The following is a 22,177-nucleotide window of genomic DNA, read 5'->3' as shown; positions in this document are numbered from 1 at the left end:
ACAAGGGCAAGGGCATCCGTTATTCGGATGAAAAGGTCGTGATCAAGGAAACCAAGAAGAAATAAGGATCAGGATCATGTTGACGAAAAAAGAGCAACGTCTCCGCCGGGCCCGTCAGACGCGCATCCGCATTGCGCAGCAAGGCGCCGTCCGCCTGACTGTGAACCGCACCAACCTGCACATCTACGCCAACGTCATTTCCGACGACGGCGCCCGTGTGCTGGCCTCCGCCTCCACGGTCGAAGCCGAAGTGCGTGCCCAAATTGGTGGCGCTGGCAAGGGTGGCAACACCGCTGCCGCCCAGTTGGTGGGCAAGCGCATCGCTGAAAAAGCGAAGGCAGTAGGCATTGAAAAAGTGGCGTTTGACCGTTCCGGTTTTGCTTACCACGGCCGGGTGAAAGCCCTGGCAGATGCGGCCCGTGAAGCCGGTCTGCAGTTCTGATCAAACGGAATACACAAAATGGCTAAATTTACCGCAAACATCAAGAACGAAGCAAACGACGACGGTTTGCGCGAAAAGATGATCGCGATCAACCGCGTGACCAAAGTGGTCAAGGGCGGTCGCATCCTCGGTTTCGCCGCACTGACTGTGGTTGGTGATGGCGATGGCCGCGTTGGCATGGGCAAGGGCAAGGCGCGTGAAGTGCCGGTCGCAGTGCAAAAAGCCATGGAAGCGGCTCGCCGCAACATGATCAAGGTGTCGCTGAAGAATGGCTCTTTGCACCACAGTGTGCACGGCGAGCACGGTGCCTCCAATGTCATGATGCTGCCTGCTTCCAAGGGTACCGGCATCATTGCTGGCGGCCCTATGCGCGCCGTGTTCGAAGTGCTGGGTATCACCGATGTCGTGGCCAAAAGCCACGGTTCGAGCAACCCTTACAACCTGGTGCGCGCCACGCTGGACGCATTGAAGAACTCGACCACGCCGGCCAGCGTCGCTGCCAAGCGCGGCAAGTCGGTTGAAGACATTCTGGGTTGATGGGAGCAATCATGACCACACAAAATACCGTCAAGGTCCAGTTGGTGCGCAGCCCGATTGGCACCAAGCAGTCGCACCGCGACACCGTTCGCGGCTTGGGCCTGCGCAAGCTCAACAGCACCAGTGAACTGCAGGACACTCCTGCAGTCCGCGGCATGATCAACAAGATCAGCTACCTGGTCAAGGTACTCTGAACCGGAGTCGCAAGACATGGAACTCAACACTATCAAGCCTTCAGAAGGCTCCAAGCACGCCAAGCGTCGCGTGGGTCGTGGCATTGGCTCGGGTCTGGGTAAAACCGCTGGCCGTGGTCACAAAGGCCAAAAATCGCGTTCGGGTGGTTACCACAAGGTGGGCTTTGAAGGCGGTCAGATGCCGCTGCAACGCCGTCTGCCCAAGCGTGGCTTCAAATCGGCGCAACTCCAGTTCAACGCTGAAGTGACGCTGGCTGACATCCAGGCTCTGGAGGTCGCTGAAGTCGATATGCTCGTTTTGAAGCAGGCAGGCCTTGTGCCCCATTTGGCCAAACGCGTCAAAGTCATCAAGACCGGTGAAATTACCCGTGCGGTGGCGTTCAAAAGCGTTGGCGCAACGGCAGGCGCAAAAGCAGCCATTGAAGCAGCCGGCGGTTCGCTGGTCTGACCGAAACTTAGCGGAAGCAACTTGTGGCAACTGGATCAACGACCCTAGCCAAAACAGGCAAGTTCGGCGACCTCCGTCGCCGGCTGGTGTTTCTGTTGTTGGCGCTGGTGGTTTACCGCATTGGGGCTCATATCCCCGTGCCCGGTATCGACCCGGCCCAGCTGGAGGCACTCTTCAAAGGTCAGGCTGGCGGCATTCTGAGTTTGTTCAATATGTTCTCGGGTGGTGCGCTGTCACGGTTCACCGTGTTCGCCCTCGGGATCATGCCGTACATCTCGGCGTCCATCATCATGCAGCTCATGACTTACGTGGTTCCCACGTTTGAGCAGCTGAAGAAGGAAGGCGAAGCGGGTCGCCGCAAGATCACCTCGTACACCCGTTACGGTACCCTGGCGCTGGCTATTTTTCAGTCAATGGGCATTGCCTTGGCGCTGGAAGGTCAGGCTGGTTTGGTGATTGATCCTGGTATGGGGTTTCGCCTGACGGCTGTGGTGAGCTTGGTGGCCGGTACGATGTTCCTGATGTGGTTGGGTGAACAAATCACCGAACGCGGTCTGGGCAACGGTATCTCAATCCTGATCTTTGCTGGTATCGCCGCAGGTTTGCCCAGCGCAGTCGGCGGACTGCTGGAACTGGTCCGTACCGGTGCAATGAACATACTTGTGTCGATTTTCATCATCGCGCTGGTTGTTCTTGTGACCTATTTCGTCGTGTTTGTCGAACGCGGTCAGCGCAAGATTCTGGTGAACTATGCACGCCGTCAAGTGGGCAACAAGGTGTATGGCGGTCAGTCATCGCATCTGCCGCTCAAGTTGAACATGGCGGGCGTGATTCCTCCGATTTTTGCTTCCAGCATCATTTTGTTGCCAACAACAGTTGTGAGTTGGGTCAGCACGGGCGATTCCACACGTTGGTTGAGAGACATTGCTTCGGCCTTGTCGCCTGGTCAACCCATCTATGTAGCGTTGTATGCTGCGGCCATCATCTTCTTCTGTTTTTTCTACACCGCACTGGTGTTTAACAGCCGTGAAACGGCTGACAACCTGAAGAAAAGTGGTGCATTCATCCCCGGTATTCGGCCGGGGGATCAGACCGCACGTTACATCGACAAAATTCTGCTTCGGTTGACCTTTGCAGGTGCGATCTACATCACAGCGGTTTGCTTGTTGCCTGAATTTTTGATCCTGAAGTACAACGTACCTTTCTATTTTGGCGGTACGTCGTTGCTGATCATTGTGGTCGTTACCATGGATTTCATGGCCCAGGTTCAGAATTACATGATGTCGCAGCAGTACGAATCGCTGTTGAAAAAGGCCAACTTTAAGACCTCTATCGGCAACTGAGTTTTGTGATGGCCAAGGACGATGTGATCGAGATGCAAGGAGAGGTTCTGGAGAACCTCCCCAACGCTACCTTCAGAGTCAAGCTCGAAAACGGGCACATGGTTTTGGCACATATTTCCGGCAAGATGCGGATGCATTACATACGCATCTTGCCAGGCGACAAGGTCAAAGTGGAGCTCACGCCGTACGACCTTACGAGGGCGAGAATTGTTTTTCGCTCCAAGTGATCTGTCAGTTGTTGACTATTTTTGGAATATCTAGGAGAAGATTATGAGAGTTTCGGCTTCGGTCAAAAAAATGTGCCGCAACTGTAAGATCATCAAGCGGCATGGTGTGGTGCGGGTTATCTGCACCGACCCACGTCACAAACAGCGTCAAGGCTGATTGAAGTTTAGAGGACCAAAATGGCTCGTATTGCAGGCATCAACATTCCGCCGCACAAGCACGCCGAAATCGGCTTGACGGCAATTTTCGGTATCGGTCGCACCCGCGCTCGCAAAATTTGCGAAGCCTGTGGGATCGACTACACCAAGAAGATCAAAGACCTCAGCGACGCTGAACTCGAAAAAGTTCGCGACCAGGTTGGCGTTTTCACGATCGAGGGTGACCTGCGCCGTGAAACCACCATGAACATCAAGCGTTTGATGGACATTGGTTGCTACCGTGGTTTCCGCCACCGCCGTGGTCTGCCGGTTCGCGGTCAGCGCACCAAGACCAATGCACGTACCCGCAAGGGCCCGCGCAAGGCAGCACAGTCGCTGAAAAAATAAACGGTTTCAAGGATTACCATGGCTAAGCAACAATCCAACACCGCTGCAGCACGCGTCCGCAAGAAAGTCCGCAAAAACATTGCCGACGGTATTGCACACGTGCATGCTTCGTTCAACAACACCATCATCACGATCACCGATCGCCAAGGCAATGCCTTGTCTTGGGCGTCTTCTGGCGGTCAAGGTTTCAAAGGCTCACGCAAGTCGACGCCTTTCGCAGCACAGGTGGCCTCCGAAGTCGCTGGCCGTGCAGCCATTGAGCAAGGTATCAAGAACCTTGATGTCGAGATCAAAGGACCAGGTCCAGGTCGCGAATCGTCCGTGCGTGCTTTGGGCGCTCTCGGTATCCGTATCAATTCGATTGCAGACGTGACACCGGTACCTCATAACGGCTGCCGGCCACAGAAACGCCGTCGCATCTGATGCGCGTTGCCGCCGAGAGCGGTATACTGTAAAGCTTTTTTGAGCGCCACCGCAGTCGTCTGCGGTGGCATTTTTTGCTAAGCCCACCGCCATCTCTTGTCCGAGATGGCTCCCGCAGCGTTCTGTTGCGGCAGCGTAAACCCTAGGAAATCAACGTGGCACGTTACCTCGGCCCCAAGGCCAAACTTTCCCGCCGTGAAGGCTCTGACCTGTTGCTCAAGAGCGCACGCCGCTCCATCAGCGACAAGGCCAAATTTGATTCCAAGCCTGGTCAGCATGGCCGTACCTCGGGTCAGCGCACATCTGACTTCGGTCTGCAGCTTCGTGAGAAGCAAAAAGTCAAGCGCACCTACGGCGTGCTTGAGCGCCAATTCCGTCGCTACTTTGCAGAGGCAGACCGCCGCCGTGGCAATACCGGCGCCAACCTGCTGTTCTTGCTCGAAGCCCGACTCGACAACGTGGTGTTTCGCATGGGCTTCGCTTCCACGCGAGCTGAAGCACGCCAGATCGTGTCCCACAAGGCCATCTTGGTCAACGGCCAATCGGTGAATATTCCTTCGTACTCGGTAAAAGCCGGTGATGTCATCGCTGTGCGCGAAAAGTCGAAGAAGCAGGCCCGCGTGATTGAGGCTCTGGAGTTGGCCAAACAGATCGGCTTCCCTGCCTGGGTTGATGTGTCTGTGGACAAAGCCGAAGGTGTGTTCAAGAAATCGCCTGACCGCGACGAATTCGCGGCCGATGTCAACGAGTCGTTGATCGTCGAACTGTATTCCCGTTAATTTCGTTCCCGGCGGTCGCCTGAAGGCAGCTGCCGGGCCATGCTCCGTCTGCCTTATCGGTGTAACGAGCCGAGGGTACTGAAGGAAGTCTGAATGCTGAACAATCTGCTCAAGCCCAAAACCATCAATGTCGAGCAAGTCTCGACCAACCGTGCGAAAGTCACGCTGGAGCCTTTCGAGCGCGGCTACGGTCACACGCTGGGCAATGCCCTGCGTCGGGTCTTGCTGTCCTCCATGACGGGTCATGCGCCGACCGAAGTCACCATTGCGGGTGTTGTACACGAGTACTCCTCAATCGATGGCGTGCAAGAAGACGTCGTCAACATGCTGCTGAACCTCAAGGGTGTGGTGTTCAAGCTCCACAACCGCGACGAAGTGACACTGAGTTTGCGCAAAGATGGCGAAGGCCTCGTTACTGCGGCCGATATCCAGACGCCGCACGATGTCGAAATCGTCAATCCTTCGCACGTCATTGCGACTTTGTCGGCTGGTGCAAAACTGGACATGCAAATCAAGGTCGAGAAAGGCCGTGGTTATGTGCCCGGTAGCCTCCGCCGCAACGATGACCAGGCACGTTCGCTGGGTCGTATCGTGCTTGATGCCTCTTTTTCGCCGGTCAAGCGCGTGAGCTACACCGTTGAAAGTGCCCGTGTTGAACAGCGTACCGACTTGGACAAGCTGGTTCTCGAAATCGAGACCAACGGTTCCATTGGTCCTGAAGAGGCTGTGCGTGCTTCAGCCAAAATTTTGGTCGAGCAATTGGCTGTTTTTGCTCAACTTGAAGGATTGGAGTTGTGGGATCCTGTCCAGCCTGCACCGCGCAGCTCTCAGCAGTTTGATCCGATTCTGTTGCGTCCTGTCGATGAGTTGGAGCTGACGGTGCGTTCGGCGAACTGTCTCAAGGCGGAAAACATTTATTACATCGGTGATCTGATCCAGCGCACCGAGAACGAGCTGCTCAAGACGCCCAACTTGGGTCGCAAGTCGCTCAACGAAATCAAGGAAGTGCTGGCATCCCGCGGCCTGACCTTGGGTATGAAGCTTGAAAATTGGCCACCTGCTGGTCTCGACAAGCACTGAAAAATGAGCCAGCCATGGTTGGCAACTGACCAACCCGCAGTACCTGATACGGCTGCGGGTAAAACATTAAAAGGATCTAAAAATGCGTCACGGACACGGACTGCGTAAACTCAACCGCACCAGCGAGCACCGCCTCGCCATGTTGCGCAACATGATGAATTCTTTGCTCACGCACGAAGTCATCAAAACCACGGTGCCGAAAGCCAAAGAGCTGCGCCGCGTGGTGGAACCCATGATCACCTTGGCCAAGGTGGCTACTGTGGCCAACCGCCGTTTGGCGTTTGATCGCTTGCGTGATCGTGACGTGGTTGTGAAGCTGTTCAACGAACTGGGCCCACGTTTTGCTGCCCGTCCGGGTGGTTACACGCGCATCCTGAAAATGGGGTACCGCGTGGGCGACAACGCTCCTATGGCCTTGGTCGAACTGGTTGATCGTGCGGAAGATGCTGCTCCAGCAGCAGAAGCCGATAAAGCGTGATATAATTCATTTCTTGACGCGCGGTGGAGCAGCCTGGTAGCTCGTTGGGCTCATAACCCAAAGGTCGCAAGTTCAAATCTTGCCCGCGCAACCAATAAATTCAAGTACCAGCTTGGCAAAAAAGCCCACCAAACGGTGGGCTTTTTTGTTGGTGCACCCATGTTGGTATGTCCAACATGGGCGCACCCCCCGCTCATGCGATTGCCATATTCGAAGGTTGTCTGAGCACTGTGTTTGTGAGAGACCTGCTTTCACAACGCAGACAGCTGTTGGAAACGGATTTTGCTGCGAACAAGCTGCGTGAACCGGGCTTCCATTCCTCTAGGCGGTAAACGCGGCTTTGCTTGCAGGCAGACCGCTTCACCCAGTCACTTTGTGCTGGGCTTCAGCAACGTCACCTTGAATGGGTGTATCAGGATGTCGGTAAGCCAAACGGCTTGACCATGGGCCAGCCTTTTTTAGCCCAGTCGCTCATGCCGCCGTGCACGTAGCGCACGTTGGTCCAGCCGGCTTCTTTCATGGCTTGCACCACTTTGCTGGACCGGTTTTGCGTGTTGCAGATGATGAGCACGGGTTGTGCCGGGTCTTTGGGGATTTCGCTGGCGCGCTGGTTCAGCTGTGACATGGGCAAGAGCATCGCGCCGTTGGCCACGCCGGTGGCGTGTTCTTTGGGCTCGCGTATGTCAAACATCACCACCTGTTTGCTTTCAAACAGCTGGCGGCCTTCTTCCAGGCTGACGCGCAGGGAGTCTGGGGTGGCCTGGTCTGAGCAACCGGCGACCAAAGCCAGAGCAGCTGCGCCCAGCAGGCCCAGGGTGCGGCGGGTGATGAGCGATGGGCGGTTGGTGTGTGTCATGTGGCGGCGTTTTTGTATTTGATGCTGCAGCCATAGGCCTGGCTGGTGGGGTTGCTGACGGGTTTGCCGGCGAGCAGTTCGTTCAGGCCCTGGCGCACGAAGTTGGTGGCTTTTTCAATGTCGGCCACGCGGGCTGACGGGATGCTGTCGATGGCGCCGGCGTACACCAGCACGCCTTGCGGGTTGACGACATACATGTGGGGTGTGACGCGGGCACCGTAGGCCATGCCGACGGTGCCGTCTTCGTCCATCAGGGTGGCGGTGGGGCTGGCTTTTTGCTCGGTCATCCAGCGGGCCAGCTGGGCTGGGCTGAGGTGGTCGGCGCTGTCGTTGCGGGTGGAGTTCACGGCGAGCCACACCACGCCTTGGGCGGTGAATGCTTTTTGCAGCGCCTGCATGTTGCCTTGGTAGTGCTTGCGCACAAAGGGGCAGCCGGGGTTGTTCCACTCCAGCACCACGGGCTTGCCTTTGTATTGCGACAGCTTCACGGGTTTGCCTGCGGTGTCGCTGAGTGTGAAGTCGGGCGCGGGCTGGCCCACGCTGGCGGCCTGGGCCAAGCGCGGCAGCAGGCTGGCTGGTAGAGCGAGTGCGCCCAGTGCAGTGGCGCTGAGGGTGGTGAACTGGCGGCGTTGCAGCATGGTGTGTCTCCGTTGAACAGCAAAATTTCTACGATACGGTTGGGGCGGTTGGGTTTGATCCGACAGTTCACCGAACCTGCCCTACCGGAGCGTTACAGGCTCCCCAGCGCCGTGCGCACATCGTTCACGCTCAACACCTCAGACAGCACATGGGTGGGCTGGCCGTTGCGGTACAAGGCGTACACCGGCACGCCGTTGCGGCCCAGACTGGCCAGGGCGGCTGTGACGGTGGGGTCGCGGCGGGTCCAGTCGGCGCGCAGCAGGGCCACATTTTTCGCGGCCATGTCGGCCAGTACGCTGGCGTCGGCCAGGGTGGTGCGCTTGTTGTATTGGCAAGTCACGCACCAGGCGGCGGTGAAATCGACAAACACGGGGCGGCCTTCGGCCAGCAGGGCAGCCTGGCGTTCGGGGCTCCAGGGCTGCCAGCTCAGACCGTCTACGGCGGTGGCCACGGCGGCGCCGGGTGCAGCGTCGGCCATGCGGGTCACGTTGGGGCCCACGGTCCAGCCCAGCCACAGCAGGCCCGCGAGCGACAGACCCGCCAGCACGGTGCGGCTCTTGCCGCGCAGGCCCAGCGCCCACACCAGCAGCGCCAGTACCACCAGCAGCATGAGCAGGGCGGCCGTGCCGTCGATGCCGCTCTGCTGGCCCAGCACCCACAACAGCCACACCACGGTGGCAAACATGGGGAAGGCCATGAGCTGGCGGAAGGTGTTCATCCAGGCGCCGGGGCGGGGCAAGGCGCGGGCGATGGCTGGCCACCAGCTGGCGGCCAGGTAGGGCAGGGCCATGCCCAGCCCCAGCATGCCAAACACGGCCAGCGCCTGCGCCGTGGGCAGGCCAATGGCCAGGCCCAGCGAGGCGCCCATGAAAGGCGCTGTGCAGGGCGAGGCGATGGCGGTGGCGAGCACGCCGGTCAAAAAAGCGTCGGCGGTGGGGTTCTTGGCCTGCAGGCTGGCCACAGCGCTGGGCAGCACGCTGCCAAATTCAAACAGGCCCGCCAGATTCAAACCAATGAGCGTGAAGAGCACCGCCAGCGCCGCCACCACGCCGGGGCTTTGCAGCTGAAAGCCCCATCCCAGCTGCTCGCCAGCCGCGCGCAAGCCCAGCAGCAGGCCGCCCAGCGCCAGAAACGACAGCACCACGCCGGCGGTGTAGGCCAAGCCGTTGGCGCGGTGGGCAGACCGGTCGTCGGCGTGTTTGGCAAACGCCAGCACCTTGATGGCGAGCACCGGGAATACGCAGGGCATGAGGTTGAGGATGGCGCCGCCAATGAGCGCGCCCAGCAGCGCGGCCCACAGCGTGATGGGTGGGCCGCTGGGTGCGGCCGGCGCGGTGGCGGCGCGGGCTGCGTTGGCGTCGAGCGCGGCTTGCAAAGCATCGGGCACGGCAGCGGGCAGCGGGGCGGCGGCGGGCCAGGCGCCTTGCACCGGCACGTCAAGCAACACACCGGTGCTGCCGGGGCCCGAGCCGCTGGGGTTGGCCAGCGCCACCACCAGCGGCACCTGGGTTGGGCTGTCGGCGCGGTGCGGCGAGAGCGGTACCCGGGCGGTCCAACGCTCGCCGGTCCAGGTCTGGGTCCAGGCGGCGCCGGGTTCAATGAGGCCGGCGGTTTCGGGGAAAAACTCCAGCGGCTGGCCACGCCACGCGGCGGGCAGGCCCGCCAGCGACACGTTGAGCCAGCCGGCTTCGGGCGTCAGGGTGCTGTCGGCCGCAGGCTGGCTAGCGGGGGCAGCGGCAAACGCCGCTTCAAAGGCCATGCCGTGCAGCGCGGTGGAGCCCTGCACGGGAATGCGCAGCGTGAAGTGGCCTTCTTCGGGGATGCATTCCTGGCGGCAGGCCAGCCATGCGGCGTAGAGCTTCACGTCCACGTGGGTGCCGGTGAAGCCCGGCTCGATGGTGAGGGGCACAGGCAGCAGCACGGTGCCATCAAAGCCGTAGTTGGCCAGGGTGCCAAGCGGGAATTTTCGTGGCGTGGGCCAGGCGATGTCGCCCGCGCTCACACCGGCGGGCAGGGTCCACTGCAGTTCGGTGGGCAGGCCCGAGTCGCCCGAGTTTTTCCAGTAGGTGTGCCAGTGCGGCTGGTGGGAAAGCTGCAGACCGACCCACACCGTTTGGCCCGGCGCAGCGCCTTGCGGGGCGTGCGCCAGCAGCTCGGCGCGTACCTGCTCGGTTTGCACCACCGTCGTGCCCGCCGTGGCCGACAACAAGCCTTGGGATTGCGCGGTGTGTGGCACGAGCAGGGCGATCAGCAGCGCCAGCAGCATGGCGGGCAGCCAACGGTGCAACGCAACGCCAGACCGCCGTTGCAGGGTGTTGGGGATGGCGGTGTTGAACAGGGTGGGGAACATCACGGGCGGTTTGTTAGGGATGGGCGGGACCGACGCCGTGGTGCCCACGGGGACACATAGGAGCGGCGTGGGCGCGGCAAGTTCCAGTGCGGGTGGGCTGCCATGCGCCATGGGCCCAGAGCACGTGCTGAATATAAGGTAACGCTTACATGTTCGTTGGTTCGGCCTCTGCAAACACCACTGTGCTCACCGGTGCACCTGCGTTGCGCCCGCTCAAGTTGGTGGTGACGATGCACAGCCGATGGGTTCACAAGCCGTGCTGATTTCGATAAAAACACGGTTTGGGGTGAAAGGAGCGGCTCTGATGGGATCGATCTTGGAACAGGCCCTGTTGCCTTGGGCGAAACGGGTCCAGACACGGGCCAACTTGCCGGTGCGTCTGAGTTGGGGCGAGCGCGGAGCGTCTTCTTTGGCGCTGGGCGAGTTTGAAGAGCCTCGGGTGGAGATACGGGTGCGCGACCCGGCCGCCTTGCCGTTGCTGATCGACCCCAGGCTGGACACGCTGGGCCAGGCCTATGTGGAGGGCCTGATTGACGTGGACGGCCCGCTGACGGACATGATGGCGGTGGCGCACCGGCTGGCCGAAACGGCCGAGCCAGCTCAAGGGCTGATGGGGCGCATCCGGCGCCGCTTTGGCCACACGCGCGAGAGCGACAGCGAGGCCATTCAGTACCACTACGACGTGTCCAACGCGTTTTATGCGCCGTGGCTGGGCGAGGGCATGGTGTATTCGTGCGGGTATTTCGAGCAGGGTGATGAGACGCTGGACACCGCGCAGGCCAAGAAGATCGACCACATTCTGACCAAGATCCAGCTGCAGCTCGGCCAGCGCCTGCTGGACATTGGCTGTGGCTGGGGCGCGCTGGTGTTGCGCGCCGCGCAGCACTTTGGCGCCCGGTGCGTGGGTGTGACGCTGTCGCAAAACCAGGCCGACCTGGCGCGCGAGCGGGTGCGAGCCGCCGGGCTGCAAGACCGCATCGACATTCGCTTGCAGGACTACCGCGACGTGAGCGACCCGCCGTTTGACCGCCTCACCAGCGTCGGCATGTTTGAACACGTGGGGTTGGACCACCTGGCGGCTTACTTCGGGCACATGCGCCAGTTGCTCAAACCCGATGGCTGGGCCATGAACCACGGCATCACCAGCACCGATGCCCTGGACGGCGAAACCCGCCACGGTGGTGGTCATTTCATTGACCGCTACGTGTTCCCGCGCGGTGAGTTGCCGCACATCAGCACCGTGCTGCGTTGCCTGCAAGAAGGCGGGTTGGAGGCGTTTGACGTGGAAAACCTGCGCCGCCACTACCAGCGCACCACCCAGCTCTGGGCCGAGGCGTTTGAGGCCCACACCGCGCGCATCAAGCCGCTGGTGGACGAGCGGCGCTGGCGCATCTGGCGCGTGTATCTGGCCGGCTGCGCCTGGGCGTTTGACCACGACGAAGTGGCCATCTACCAGGTGCTGTGTCGTCCGGCTGGCCAGTCCTCGCAGGGCTTGCCGTGGTCGCGGCGGTGGATGTACCAAGCGCGTTGAGCGCTGGCCTGTGCCGCGGGGCGCCCCGCGTAAGATGCCGGCCATGAACGTCCCTTCCCGCTACTGGTCCGATCTCACCACCGCCGAATTTTCGGCGCTGGACACCCGCCGCACCATCGCCGTGTTACCCGTGGCCGCCACCGAGCAGCACGGGCCGCACCTGCCGCTGTCAGTGGACACCGACCTGGTGAACGGGGTCATTGCCACCGCGCTGCCGCACCTGGCATCCGAGCTGCCCGTGTTGTTTTTGCCCACCCAGGCGGTGGGCTTCAGCCCGGAGCACGCCCGTTTTGCCGGCACGCTCACGCTCAAGGCGGAGACGCTGGTGCGGCTGTGGACCGAGCTGGGCGAGTGCGTGGCCGCCAGCGGGGTGAAGAAACTGGTGCTGTTCAACGCCCACGGCGGCCAGGTGGGCGCCATGGACCTGGTGGCGCGCGACCTGCGGGCCCGGCTGGGCATGCTGGTGTACAGCGTGAGCTGGTTCAACCTGCCGTTGCGCGACGCCGATGGGCAAGACGTGAACGCCTTGTTCAGCGCCGAAGAGCACCGCTTTGGCATTCACGGCGGGGACGTGGAAACCTCGATGATGCTGGCCCTGGCGCCGCCGCGCGTGCGCATGGCGCAGGCCGAATATTTTCGCTCCACGTCGCAAGACCGGGCCGAGCGCTTTCCCATTTTGGGCAACGGCAAAAGCGCCAAGCTGGGCTGGCAGATGCAGGACTACAACGCCAACGGTGCGGTGGGCAACGCGGCAGCAGCCACCGCCGACAAAGGCCGGGCACTGCTGGACGCCGCCGGCCGCGCGCTGGCGCAGCTGCTGAGCGAGATCGACCAGCTGCCGCCGGACACGCTGAGCGACAAAACCGCCTTCAGCTGAGGGGCGGAAAGGATCGGGCACGCCTGTGGAGCGCGTGACCCCACCCAGGGCACCCGTGGAACCGGCTGCGCCGGGCCATTGGGTGCGTCCCCCTTGGGGGAAGCTGCGTCTGCGGCGCAGGGGCTTACGCGTAGGTCACCCAGTCCACAAAACCCGGCGCATCCAGGTGCGGCAGGGTGTTGTAGGTCAGCAGGGTGTGGCGTTTGGGGTTGAACTGAAACTCGGTCACCGCGCTGTTGCGGATGCGCATGTTCAGCTCGATCGTGCCTTCCGGGCTCAGCCCCAGCACATGGCCCACGGCGGTGGCAATCGGCCCGCCGCTGGACACGATGAGCACCTTGTGGTCGGGGTGGTGCGCGCGCACATGGTCCAGCGCGCTGGTGATGCCTTGCACAAAGTCGTTGTAGCTGGGCATGCCCTGCGGGCTCACGGTGCCCGCCATCCACTGCGTGAGGCCGTCGCGCAGCAGCCGGAAATGGTGGCGGTACAGCTCGGGTGTGTCAGGCTTTTGCAGCGGGTGGGGGTGCACCGTGTGGATCACGGCCTGGCTGTCGTATTCGTTCAGGCCGGGCCAAGCCAGGGGCTCGTTGTCCAGCCCGGCGCCTTCAGCGATGCCGGCCCAGGTCTGGGCGTGGCGGCGCAGGGTGCCGGTGATCACGGCGTCAAACCGCAGGCCGCGCTCGGCCCAGTAACGGCCCAGCTGCAGGCTCTGTCGCTGGCCCAGCGGGCTGAGCTGGTCGTAGTCGTCGGCGCCAAACGAGGCCTGGCCGTGGCGCACAAGGTAGAGGGTTCCCATGAGTGGCATTCTGTGGGCGGGCTGCGGTAGCGCTTTGTCACCGCAGCGACTGGCGCACACAGGCGCAGTCACGCCGGTGTCAAAGAAAGCAGGGCTGCCGATCGCCCTGTTCGGTTCATTTTGGTTGTCGTTATTGCCCTGAATTGGTGTGATTTAATTCACGAATATGCTTGTTGCCCCCCACCGCCATGCCGCTTGACCTGCTGACCCTTTTGGCGGTACGGCTCGGCGTTGATGGCTTGATTGCGGCGGCTTTCTTCGCTCTCATGCGCCGTTATCCCGCCATTGGCGGGCCGGGCTGGTGGACTTTGTCGGCCCTGCTGTCCATCGTGGGGTCGATCGGGCTTTGGCTGCGGGTGGACGCCCACACCCTGTTCTCCATCAGCGTGGCCAACACGGCCATCTGCGCCGGAGGCGCCTTTGCCTGGCTGGGCGTGCGCAGCTACCTGGGCCTGAGCAGGCCGCTGGGCTGGGTGGTCACCGGCTTGATGGCGTTGTTGACCGCCAACGTGTGGCTCTTCAGCGTGTGGGACTCGGTGGCTGCGCGCCAAATGCTGTTTTCCCTCACGGTCATCTCGGTTGGGGTGCTGGCGGTACGCGACGTTGAACGCAGCGACCCGCAGCAGCGGGTGCCCGAGTTGCAGGCGCTGAAGATCCTGGTCTGGGTGGAATGTACCGCCATGGCTGTGTTGGGCATGGTGGTGGTTTACGTGGCGTTGAACTCACAAGGACGGGCACCGCTGACGCTGATTGCGCCCGTGTTCGTGTTCTTTTTTCTGCTTGCCAAGCTGTTGCGGGCGGTGCTGTTCACCGCGCTGGTGGCCTACCGCTTGCGCCGCGATGGCGATCAGGCCCGCCAGGTGCTGCAGATCCGCGAAGCCGACTCGCGCGCTTTGGTGGAAAACCTCAGCGCTGGTGTGATGCTGTTCCGGCCCGACCGCACGCTGTCCCACGCCAACGGCGCAGCGCGCCGCTTTCTGGGCTGGGGCGAAGGGGGGTTGAACCTGGCCGCACGCGACCCGATGGTGTCGCACGGGACCCTGCTGGCCGAAGACGGCCAGCCCATGCACCGCCACGAATTGCCGTTTGAACGCGTACTCTCCACCGGCCAGCCGGTGCGCGACGTGGTGCTCGGTGTTTCGGTGGGCGGCGGGGGGGTGCGCTGGGCGCTGTGCAACGCCCACCCGGAGAACGATGCCCAAGGCGGCTTGCGCCATGTGGTCCTCACGTTTGTGGACATTTCGTCCTTGCGCGCAGCCCGGCACCAGCAGGAGGCGCTTCAAAACCAGCTCGCCCAGTCGCAAAAAATGAAAGCCCTCGGCACGCTGGCAGGCGGTGTGGCGCACGACTTCAACAACATCCTGGCCGCCATTTTGGGCAACGCCGACCTGGCACGCCAAGACCTGGCGCTCAACGCGCCTGCGCGCGAAAGCCTGCAAGAGATCAGCACCGCAGCCCGGCGCGGGCGCGAACTGGTGCGGCAAATTCTGGCTTTCAGCCGCCAGCAGCCCATGGCGCTCCAGCCGGTGCAGGTGGCCGATGTGGTGGCCGAATCCTGCAGCTTGTTGCGCGCGGCCATGGCGCCCCAGGTGGAGCTGGTGCAGTGCTGTGCGCAAGGCGTTGGTCCGATCCTGGCCGATACCACCCAACTGGGGCAGGTGCTGCTCAACCTGGGTACCAACGCTGTGTATGCGCTGCAAGGTCAGCCAGGGCGTATTGAATTCCGCGTGGAAGAGTTGCCGCCGAGGCACCAGGCGTTGCCCGCCGAGCTGGCCAGCAGGTGCGCCGAGCGGGGCACCGGTGCCGTGCGCATTCAGGTGCAAGACAATGGCAGCGGCATGAGCGAGGAGACACGCAGCCGCATATTCGACCCGTTTTTCACCACCAAACCCGTCGGCAGTGGCACGGGTTTGGGCTTGCCGGTGGTGTTGGGCATTGTGCAGGCCCTGGGCGGTTTCATTGAGGTGCAAACCGCTGCGGGCGAGGGCACCACGTTTTCGCTGTTTTTTCCTGTGTTGGACAATCCGTCCACGGTGTGCAGCGCCGAGGTTCTTGACCTCCCTTTTCGCACCCCCGCCCAACCAGAGATTCATACCATGGCCGACACGCAGACAACAGCGCCACAGCACATTTTGTACCTCGACGACGACGACGCCTTGGTGTTCCTGGTGCGGCGTTTGCTTGAGCGCCGCGGTTACCGTGTCACGGGTTTTACCGACCAGGCGCAAGCCATCGCTGCGGTGCGCGCCGACCCGGAGGGCTTTGACCTGCTGCTGACCGACTACAACATGCCTGGCATGTCCGGTCTGGAGGTGGCCAGGGCTGTGCTGGGCATTTGCCCCACACTGCCGGTGGCTGTGGCCTCGGGCTACATCACCGACGAGCTGCAAGCCCAGGCGCTGGCCGCCGGTGTGCGCGAGGTGGTGTTCAAGACCGATGCGGTGGAAACTTTCTGCCAAGTCGTGGCGCGGCTGGTGAAGTAGCGCACGCGCGGCGCCTGCTTCAGCGCCGCAGAGCCTGAGAGGCTTTCGCTCATGCCCGCACACCACCCCAAAACGCACCCGTGCGGCGTTGCAAATGCGCGTCAACCTGAGCGGTGGTTGTGCTTTGCGCCTTGATCGGGCACGCCCGAAAAATTGTCAGCTTGTGAGGACTTTGGCGAACGTGGCGCTGTCCACATTGCCACCGCACAACGTGGTGCCCACCACCTGTCCTTGGAGCCGATCGCGCTCCTGCCACGCCGCCGCAAAGCTCGCAGCCCCGGCGCCTTCGGCCACGTTGTGCGTGTCGGCAAACAGCCAGCGCATGGCCTGCGCCACCTCGCTGTCGCTGACCTTCACCACATGGTCCAGGTGCGGTATCAAGACCTGCAGGGCTGCCGCATCGGCCACGCGGCAGGCCATGCCGTCGGCCAGTTCGGTGGTCACCGCTGACTCGACCACGCGGCCCGCCGCGATCGAATCGGCGTAGGTGGTGGCGTGGGCGCTGACCACACCGACGATGCGCGCCCGGTGCCCCAGCGCCAGCTTGGCGGCAATGGCCGAACAGGCGCCCGATCCCTGGCCGATGGGCACATAGACCACGTCGAGCTGTGGCACGGCCCGGAAAAATTCCCACCAGTAGGTGCTCACGCCGCGCAGCAGGTCTTTGTGGTAGCTGGGCACCATGTGTGCACCGCGCTCGGCGGCCAGGTGCATGGCGTGTTCGCGGGCGGCCTGGAAGTCCTCACCGTGTTCGATCAGCTGCACGCCCAGTGCGCGCATGGCGTCGTTTTTCTCGGTTGAATTGCCCCGTGGCACCACGATGCTGCAGGCCACGCCGTGCGCTCGCGCGGCCCAGCCCATGCTCTGGCCGTGGTTGCCCCGGGTGGCGCTGATCACTTCACGCGGCATGTCGCCGCGTTGCCGGAGCTGGTCGAAATAGGTCAGACCTCCGCGAATCTTGAACGCGCCCACCGGCGTGTGGTTTTCGTGTTTGACCCAGCAGTCCGTGCCCAGGCGCTGGCTGAGCGTGCCCCAACGGTACTGCGGCGTGGCCTGAAAAGCGTGGTAAACCACCTCGGCGGCGGCCTCGATGTCTGGCAGGTTGGGCAGTTGGAGCGGCATGTTGGGCAACGGTGGGGTCAGATGGCCGAGCGCAGCGTGCGCGGGCCTTGGGGTGTATCGAGCTGTGCGGTGAGGGCGGCCGGCCCGGGCGCCACCGGCATGGCGCTCAGCCCGAGGGTGTCGAGCGCGTGCTGCAGCTGAGGCGCGTCCGGGTGGCTGAGGGTGAAGCTGCGCAGCGCGATGCCGCTGGCGGGCATGGCGTCGGCCGGGTGGGTGTCGCCCCACTGAATCAGCGTGGGCAGCGCGCCACCGAGCAGGCGCTGGCCGTCGTCGCGCACGCTGATGCGCCATTGCAGCAGGCCCTGCGGGGTGGGGCGCGAGGCGGCCAGCACCGGGCCGCGATCAAAGCCGAGGGCGCCCAGTTGCCGGGTTGCTGCGACCACGTCGGGCACGCTGGCCACCCAGTGCACCAGCTGCGGGCCGTGCTGTGCCAGCCGTGCCTGCAGCGCCGGGTCGTCCAGGTCGAACCAGCGTTTCAGCCCGGCCGGGCGCGTGGGCGTGGCCTGCGGGCGGATGGCGATGATTTCCAGGTAGGCGTGTGGTGCGTGTTCGCAGGCCAGCCGCAGCAGCCGGTTGTGGGTGCCAAACAGCGCGTGTTCACCGCCGGGGCCGGGCGCCACGCCCAGCGTGGCTTCGCACCAGGCCACGCCTTCGGCCAGCGTGCGCGCGGCCACCACCAGGTGGTCGAGCTGCGCGGGTGGCGGCGAGGTCACAGCGCCACCTGGCCGCTGATGCAGGTGACCGACTGGCCGCCGACCCACACCGTGCCGCTGGCGTCGCGCTCAATGAACACGCGGCCATCGCGCGCCATCGCCGTGCCTTGCGCGGCCACGTAGCGCTCGGGCGCCAGGCCAGCGCCGATCAGCCATTGCGCGAGCGCGGCGTTCAGGCTGCCGGTCACCGGGTCTTCGCACAGACCGTTGTTGCCGGGGAAGAAGGCGCGGACTTCAAACGCCGTGTCGCGGCCAGCGGGTTGCGGCCCCACCACGCCAATGTCCAGCCCGGCCAGCACCGCGCCGTCGGGCTTGAGGGCCAGCACCTGCTCGGCACTGCGCAGCATCACGCCACGCCAGTTCGGGCCGTTGTCGCACCAGGCGTGGGCCGTGATGTCGCTGCGCGCCACACCCAAACCTCGGGCAATGCGCTGCACATCGGTTTCGTCCAGCGGGCCGTTTTTGATCAACGGTGGTGCGGCAAAGGCTGAACGTTCGCCGTCGCGCTTGATCTTCACCAGCCCCACGCCACATTCCTGCACCACATGTTCGCCGCGCGGCACGCCGCCCGCTTCCAGCCACGCATGGCAGGTGCCCAGCGTGGGGTGACCGGCAAACGGCAGTTCACGCTCAGGACAAAAAATGCGCACGCGGTAGTCGGCCCCGCTGGCGCGGCCTTCGGGCGTGGGCGGCAGCACAAAGGTGCATTCCGACAGGTTGGTCCAGTTCGTGAAGTGCTGCATGGCCTCGGTGCTCAGGCCGGTGCCGTCGAGCACCACCGCGAGAGGGTTGCCCCGGTAGGGCGTGGCGGTGAACACGTCCACCTGGCTGAAGGGTCTGGATTTGAACAGGCTTGAGCGAGTGCGTGACCGCCTGGTGAACACGTCCACCTGGCTGAAGGGTCTGGATTTGGGATGCATGGGCGGTTTGGGTTCCGGAGCTGGAAGCTCCGGCTACGGTGGTTGTGGTCAGTGGCTGCTGCGGATGGCCCGGGCCAGCGCCGCTATGCCGGTGCGGATTTGTTCCACGTTGGCGGTCACAAAGCTCAGGCGCAGGGTGCGCGGGTCGGCGTGGTCGGCGTAAAACGCGCTGCCCGGCACAAAGGCCACGTTCTGTTCCACCGCCTTGGGCAGCAGTTCAATGGCACTCATGCCTTCGGGCAGGCGCACCCACAGGAACATGCCACCGTCGGGCTCGTTCCACTGCACGTCCAGCCCCGCCATTTCGGTTTTCAGGGCGTCCAGCATGGCGTGGCACTGGCGCTTGTACAGCGCGCGGATGGTGGGGATGTGGCGGTCCAGGAAGCCGTCTTTAATCACCTCGGCCACCACGCGCTGGTTGAAGCTGGGGCTGTGCAGGTCGGCCGCTTGCTTGGCCTGCAGCAGCTTGGGGTACACGCTGGGCGGCGCCACCAGAAAGCCCAGGCGCAGGCCGGGCGCGAGGATCTTGGAGAACGAACCCAGGTAAATGCAGCCGTCGGGGTTCAGCGCGGTCAGCGGTGTGGGCGGGGGCTGGTCAAACCACAAATCGCCATAGGGGTTGTCTTCCACCAGCGGCAGGCCCAGCCGGGCAGCGGCGGCCACCAAGGCTTGGCGTCGGGGCAGGTCCATGCTGCGGCCGGTGGGGTTTTGAAAGTTGGGCAACACATACAGAAAACGCGGCGCGGCCTGCGGGTTGGCCACCGGGTCCAGGTCCAGCGTCAGCAGGCGGCGGCGCTCCAGGCTTTCCGGGTGGTCAGCGCCTGCGCCCAGCTGTTCCAGCAGCGCGGCCACGTCCACACCGCCCGCGTCGCTGGCCACGCCTTCAATCACCGGCTCCATGGGCGAAAACGCCTGCAGCGCGCCCAGGTAGGTGGGCGTTTCCACCAGCACGCGGCTGCCCGCATCAATCAGCACCTTGCCCACCAGGTCCAGCCCTTGCTGGCTGCCGGTGGTGATGAGCACCTGCGCCGGGTCCACCGCCCAGGGCAGGCTGGCCGCCACCCACTCGCGCAGCGGCGCAAAGCCCTCGCTGGCGGCGTATTGCAGCGAGGCGCGACCGCTCTCCAGCCCGTGGCCGTGCAGCACGCGCTCACAGGCTTCGGCAAAGGCATCGACCGGAAAGGTTTCTGTGGACGGCAAACCGCCCGCAAAACTGATGATGCCGGGCTTCTCGGTCACTTTCAGAATCTCGCGGATCACCGACGGGTTCATCCGTTCAGCGCGCTGGGCCAGGGTCCAGGGGGTGTTCATGTGGGTTCTCCTTCTTGGGGGCCGTAGAAAACGACCCAGGTGACAAAGTCTTGACTGAAATCTTCGAAGCGGTGCGGTGCGCCTGCGGGCACGAACAACACATCGCCGGTTTGCACCTCACAGCGCTCGCCGTCGAGCCAGAAGCCCGAACGACCACGCTGCACCACGTACAGTTCGTCCTGTGTGTGAGGTTGCTGTATGTCTTGGCCCAGTTGCGATGTGGCGGGTGCGAAAAGCTCCACACTCATGCTGCCGTGCGCCAGCGCACGGACGAACGGCGTGCCGAGTGGGTAGTTTCCGCCGGGCGCTTGAGGCAAGGCTTTCAGGTGGTCTTGAAAGTCGGCTTTCATGTCACAGTTGCTTCACGGGTGTGGATGGGGTGGCGGGCACGGCCATGCGGCGGCCCATAAACACGGTGGCCACCACGGCGAGCGCAAAGCCCAGCGTGGTGAGGTCCAGCGATTCTCCCAGCAGCGGCACGGCGGCCACGATGCTGACGAAGGGTTGCAGCAGTTGCAGCTGGCTCACGCGCAGCGCGCCGCCCAGCGCCAGGCCGCGAAACCAGGCGAAGAAGCCGGCCCACATGGAAAACACACCCACATAGACCAGCGCCAGCCAGGCCGATGTGTTGATGGGCTGCTCGGGCCAGGTCAGCAGCGCGCCCGGCACGGTGATGGGCAGCGCCATCACGCAGACCCAGCTGATCACGCGCTCGGCGCCCAGCACCGGCGTGACCTTGGCACCCGCCACATAACCCACCGAAGCCGCCAGCACCGCGCCCACCAGCAGCAGGTCGGCCCAGGCCAGGCCAAAACCGTGCCCCTGCTGCAGGGCGCGCAACACGCTGTAGGCCGCCACCAGCAGGCTGCCCAGCCCGGCAAACAGCCAAAACCCCAGGCGCGCGCGCTGGTGCAACAGCCAGGCCGCCGCAGCGGCGGTGGCCAGCGGCAGCAAGGCGGTGATGACGGCCGCGTGGCTGGCGGTAACGTGGCGCAGCGCCCAGCCCAGCAGCAGCGGGTAGCCAATGGCATTGCCCAGCAGCGAAAGGGCCAGCGGTTGGCGGTGCTGCGGTGCCGGCAGCGGTGAGCGTGTGGCCAGCAGGTAGATCATGGACAAGCCCCCGGCCAGCGCCGCGCGGCCCCAGGTGACGAACCAGGGCGAGAGCTGCGGTGCGTCGGCCGTGCCGGTGGCCAGGCGTGTCATGGGCAAAGTCAGCGCAAACACCACCACGCCCACCAGGCCCAGCCACAGGCCCAGGGTCTGGTTGCGCTGGTCTTGTGCGGCCGACAGGCACACGCCGGTGGTCATCGCAAGCCCCCAGCGGTGTGCGTTGCCAGCCCGGTGCCCAGCATCCACACGGCGGTGAGCACCAGCGCCAGCGCCATGCAGCGGTTGAACACCAGCAAGCGCCCGCCGGTGGGCTGCCCGTCCACCACCGGCCCGGCCAGCCAGTGGCGCAGCAGCGAGCCCACCGTGGCATAGGTCAGGTTGCTGAAAAACGCATAGGCCAGCAACACCGGAAACACCTGCACAAAGCGTTCAGCCGCATCGGGCCGCCCGGCCACCCAGCCCGCCACAATGGACAGCGCCAGCATCCAGGCCTTGATGTTCAGAAATTGCAGCATCACGCCCTGGGTGAAGGTGACGTTCAGCCGCGCAGCATTCACCGCGCTCAGGCTGCGGCTGCCCGACAAGCGCCAAGCCAGCCACAGCAGGTAGCCCACACCGCCCAGCAAAATGCTCCAGCGCAGCAGCGGCAGCGCCACCACCAGCGCACCCACGCCGCCCGCGCACAACGCAAACAGCAGGCCCCAGCCCACCGGCACCGCACACACAAAGCGCATGGCGCGGCGCAGCCCGAAGTTGGCCGCCAGCGCGGTGGACAAGGTGGTGTTGGGCCCGGGGGTGAAGCTGGTGGCCGTGGCCAGCACCAGCAGCGCGCTGAATTCGGCGGCGTTCATGCGGCAGCCCCGTGGCGAATGGGCGCAAAGACAAAAAATGCTTGTGTGTGCATGGCAGACACTTTATCCTTTTAAAACCATACACAAGCCATACAGTTCAGGGGCTCAGTTCACAAACTGTGTG

The 22,177-nt window shown here is 63.5% G+C and carries 26 protein-coding genes, 1 tRNA gene and 1 pseudogene; 17 read left to right on the top strand and 11 right to left on the bottom strand.

Annotated features, from left to right (window positions below):
- The 14 genes and pseudogenes from Q7J58_RS21000 to Q7J58_RS20935 all read left to right on the top strand — a co-directional run.
- Positions 1-65 (top strand): annotated as a pseudogene (locus tag Q7J58_RS21000) (50S ribosomal protein L6); the annotation flags it as partial.
- A gap of 11 nt (positions 66-76) precedes the next feature.
- Positions 77-442: a 50S ribosomal protein L18 gene (gene rplR, locus Q7J58_RS20995; protein ID WP_304831818.1), complete on the top strand. Its 366-nt coding sequence runs from the start codon at positions 77-79 to the stop codon at positions 440-442.
- Positions 443-460: 18 nt separating this feature from the next.
- The gene (gene rpsE, locus Q7J58_RS20990) at positions 461-979 is read left to right on the top strand and encodes a 30S ribosomal protein S5 (protein WP_304831817.1); all 519 of its coding nucleotides are present in this window, start codon (positions 461-463) and stop codon (positions 977-979) included.
- An 11-nt stretch (positions 980-990) separates the two neighbouring features.
- Complete coding sequence (gene rpmD, locus Q7J58_RS20985) at positions 991-1,173, top strand: 50S ribosomal protein L30 (protein WP_056268982.1); 183 nt, start codon at positions 991-993, stop codon at positions 1,171-1,173.
- A 16-nt stretch (positions 1,174-1,189) separates the two neighbouring features.
- Positions 1,190-1,621, top strand: coding sequence for a 50S ribosomal protein L15 (gene rplO / locus Q7J58_RS20980; RefSeq protein WP_304831816.1), 432 nt, complete (start codon positions 1,190-1,192; stop codon positions 1,619-1,621).
- Positions 1,622-1,644: 23 nt separating this feature from the next.
- Complete coding sequence (gene secY / locus Q7J58_RS20975; RefSeq protein WP_304831815.1) at positions 1,645-2,964, top strand: preprotein translocase subunit SecY; 1,320 nt, start codon at positions 1,645-1,647, stop codon at positions 2,962-2,964.
- Between the two features lie 8 nt (positions 2,965-2,972).
- A complete protein-coding gene (infA, locus tag Q7J58_RS20970) occupies positions 2,973-3,191 on the top strand; it encodes a translation initiation factor IF-1 (protein ID WP_304831814.1) in 219 nt (72 codons plus the stop codon).
- A gap of 43 nt (positions 3,192-3,234) precedes the next feature.
- Complete coding sequence (gene rpmJ, locus Q7J58_RS20965; RefSeq protein WP_009514917.1) at positions 3,235-3,348, top strand: 50S ribosomal protein L36; 114 nt, start codon at positions 3,235-3,237, stop codon at positions 3,346-3,348.
- Positions 3,349-3,368: 20 nt separating this feature from the next.
- Positions 3,369-3,734 (top strand): 30S ribosomal protein S13, encoded by a 366-nt coding sequence (gene rpsM / locus Q7J58_RS20960; RefSeq protein WP_068174954.1) that lies wholly within the window; start codon positions 3,369-3,371, stop codon positions 3,732-3,734.
- Between the two features lie 18 nt (positions 3,735-3,752).
- A complete protein-coding gene (gene rpsK, locus Q7J58_RS20955; RefSeq protein WP_304831813.1) occupies positions 3,753-4,157 on the top strand; it encodes a 30S ribosomal protein S11 in 405 nt (134 codons plus the stop codon).
- Between the two features lie 155 nt (positions 4,158-4,312).
- Positions 4,313-4,936, top strand: coding sequence for a 30S ribosomal protein S4 (gene rpsD, locus Q7J58_RS20950; protein WP_304831812.1), 624 nt, complete (start codon positions 4,313-4,315; stop codon positions 4,934-4,936).
- Positions 4,937-5,029: 93 nt separating this feature from the next.
- Positions 5,030-6,016 (top strand): DNA-directed RNA polymerase subunit alpha, encoded by a 987-nt coding sequence (gene rpoA / locus Q7J58_RS20945; protein WP_304831811.1) that lies wholly within the window; start codon positions 5,030-5,032, stop codon positions 6,014-6,016.
- 82 nt (positions 6,017-6,098) lie between these two features.
- Positions 6,099-6,494 (top strand): 50S ribosomal protein L17, encoded by a 396-nt coding sequence (gene rplQ, locus Q7J58_RS20940; RefSeq protein ID WP_291085285.1) that lies wholly within the window; start codon positions 6,099-6,101, stop codon positions 6,492-6,494.
- 17 nt (positions 6,495-6,511) lie between these two features.
- Positions 6,512-6,588 (top strand) — tRNA-Met (locus tag Q7J58_RS20935).
- Between the two features lie 318 nt (positions 6,589-6,906).
- Here Q7J58_RS20935 and Q7J58_RS20930 read toward each other — a convergent pair.
- The 3 genes from Q7J58_RS20930 to Q7J58_RS20920 all read right to left on the bottom strand — a co-directional run bounded on the left by Q7J58_RS20930 (position 6,907) and on the right by Q7J58_RS20920 (position 10,339).
- Positions 6,907-7,350, bottom strand: coding sequence for a rhodanese-like domain-containing protein (locus Q7J58_RS20930; RefSeq protein ID WP_304831810.1), 444 nt, complete (start codon positions 7,348-7,350; stop codon positions 6,907-6,909).
- Positions 7,347-7,988 (bottom strand): thioredoxin family protein, encoded by a 642-nt coding sequence (locus Q7J58_RS20925; RefSeq protein WP_304831809.1) that lies wholly within the window; start codon positions 7,986-7,988, stop codon positions 7,347-7,349. Before Q7J58_RS20925 ends, Q7J58_RS20930 begins: the two co-directional genes overlap by 4 nt.
- Positions 7,989-8,080: 92 nt before the next feature.
- The gene (locus Q7J58_RS20920) at positions 8,081-10,339 is read right to left on the bottom strand and encodes a thioredoxin family protein (protein ID WP_304831819.1); all 2,259 of its coding nucleotides are present in this window, start codon (positions 10,337-10,339) and stop codon (positions 8,081-8,083) included.
- A 304-nt stretch (positions 10,340-10,643) separates the two neighbouring features.
- Between Q7J58_RS20920 and Q7J58_RS20915 the strand changes: the two genes are divergently transcribed.
- Positions 10,644-11,870: a cyclopropane-fatty-acyl-phospholipid synthase family protein gene (locus tag Q7J58_RS20915; RefSeq protein WP_304831808.1), complete on the top strand. Its 1,227-nt coding sequence runs from the start codon at positions 10,644-10,646 to the stop codon at positions 11,868-11,870.
- A gap of 43 nt (positions 11,871-11,913) precedes the next feature.
- Complete coding sequence (locus Q7J58_RS20910; protein WP_304831807.1) at positions 11,914-12,747, top strand: creatininase family protein; 834 nt, start codon at positions 11,914-11,916, stop codon at positions 12,745-12,747.
- Positions 12,748-12,871: 124 nt separating this feature from the next.
- On the opposite strand, the gene Q7J58_RS20905 is transcribed toward Q7J58_RS20910, so the two are convergent.
- Entirely contained in the window at positions 12,872-13,543 is a 672-nt protein-coding gene (locus Q7J58_RS20905; protein WP_304831806.1) for a histidine phosphatase family protein, read from the bottom strand.
- A 170-nt stretch (positions 13,544-13,713) separates the two neighbouring features.
- On the opposite strand from Q7J58_RS20905, the gene Q7J58_RS20900 reads away from it, so the two are divergent.
- Positions 13,714-16,026 (top strand): ATP-binding protein, encoded by a 2,313-nt coding sequence (locus Q7J58_RS20900; RefSeq protein WP_304831805.1) that lies wholly within the window; start codon positions 13,714-13,716, stop codon positions 16,024-16,026.
- A gap of 156 nt (positions 16,027-16,182) precedes the next feature.
- Here the strand turns inward: Q7J58_RS20900 and Q7J58_RS20895 are convergent, their stop codons facing one another.
- From Q7J58_RS20895 to Q7J58_RS20865, 7 genes are read right to left on the bottom strand one after another with little or no spacing between them, the layout of a single operon-like run.
- Entirely contained in the window at positions 16,183-17,148 is a 966-nt protein-coding gene (locus Q7J58_RS20895) for a threonine dehydratase (protein WP_304831804.1), read from the bottom strand.
- A 17-nt stretch (positions 17,149-17,165) separates the two neighbouring features.
- Entirely contained in the window at positions 17,166-17,861 is a 696-nt protein-coding gene (locus tag Q7J58_RS20890; RefSeq protein WP_304831803.1) for a VOC family protein, read from the bottom strand.
- The gene (locus tag Q7J58_RS20885) at positions 17,858-18,781 is read right to left on the bottom strand and encodes a PhzF family phenazine biosynthesis protein (protein WP_304831802.1); all 924 of its coding nucleotides are present in this window, start codon (positions 18,779-18,781) and stop codon (positions 17,858-17,860) included. Before Q7J58_RS20885 ends, Q7J58_RS20890 begins: the two co-directional genes overlap by 4 nt.
- Positions 18,782-18,829: 48 nt before the next feature.
- Positions 18,830-20,092, bottom strand: coding sequence for a PLP-dependent aminotransferase family protein (locus Q7J58_RS20880; RefSeq protein ID WP_304831801.1), 1,263 nt, complete (start codon positions 20,090-20,092; stop codon positions 18,830-18,832).
- Positions 20,089-20,442, bottom strand: a complete 354-nt coding sequence (locus Q7J58_RS20875) for a cupin domain-containing protein (protein ID WP_304831800.1) — start codon at positions 20,440-20,442, stop codon at positions 20,089-20,091. Before Q7J58_RS20875 ends, Q7J58_RS20880 begins: the two co-directional genes overlap by 4 nt.
- A 1-nt stretch (position 20,443) precedes the next feature.
- The gene (locus Q7J58_RS20870) at positions 20,444-21,400 is read right to left on the bottom strand and encodes a DMT family transporter (RefSeq protein ID WP_304831799.1); all 957 of its coding nucleotides are present in this window, start codon (positions 21,398-21,400) and stop codon (positions 20,444-20,446) included.
- On the bottom strand, positions 21,397-22,053 hold the full coding sequence (locus Q7J58_RS20865) for a LysE family transporter (protein WP_304831798.1): 657 nt from the start codon (positions 22,051-22,053) through the stop codon (positions 21,397-21,399). Before Q7J58_RS20865 ends, Q7J58_RS20870 begins: the two co-directional genes overlap by 4 nt.
- Positions 22,054-22,177: the final 124 nt, after the last annotated feature.

This window comes from Hydrogenophaga sp., assembly GCF_030656115.1.
Lineage (GTDB): Bacteria > Pseudomonadota > Gammaproteobacteria > Burkholderiales > Burkholderiaceae_C > Hydrogenophaga.
Note: the sequence above shows the minus strand (reverse complement) of the source record. Positions and strands in the feature narration are given on the sequence as shown.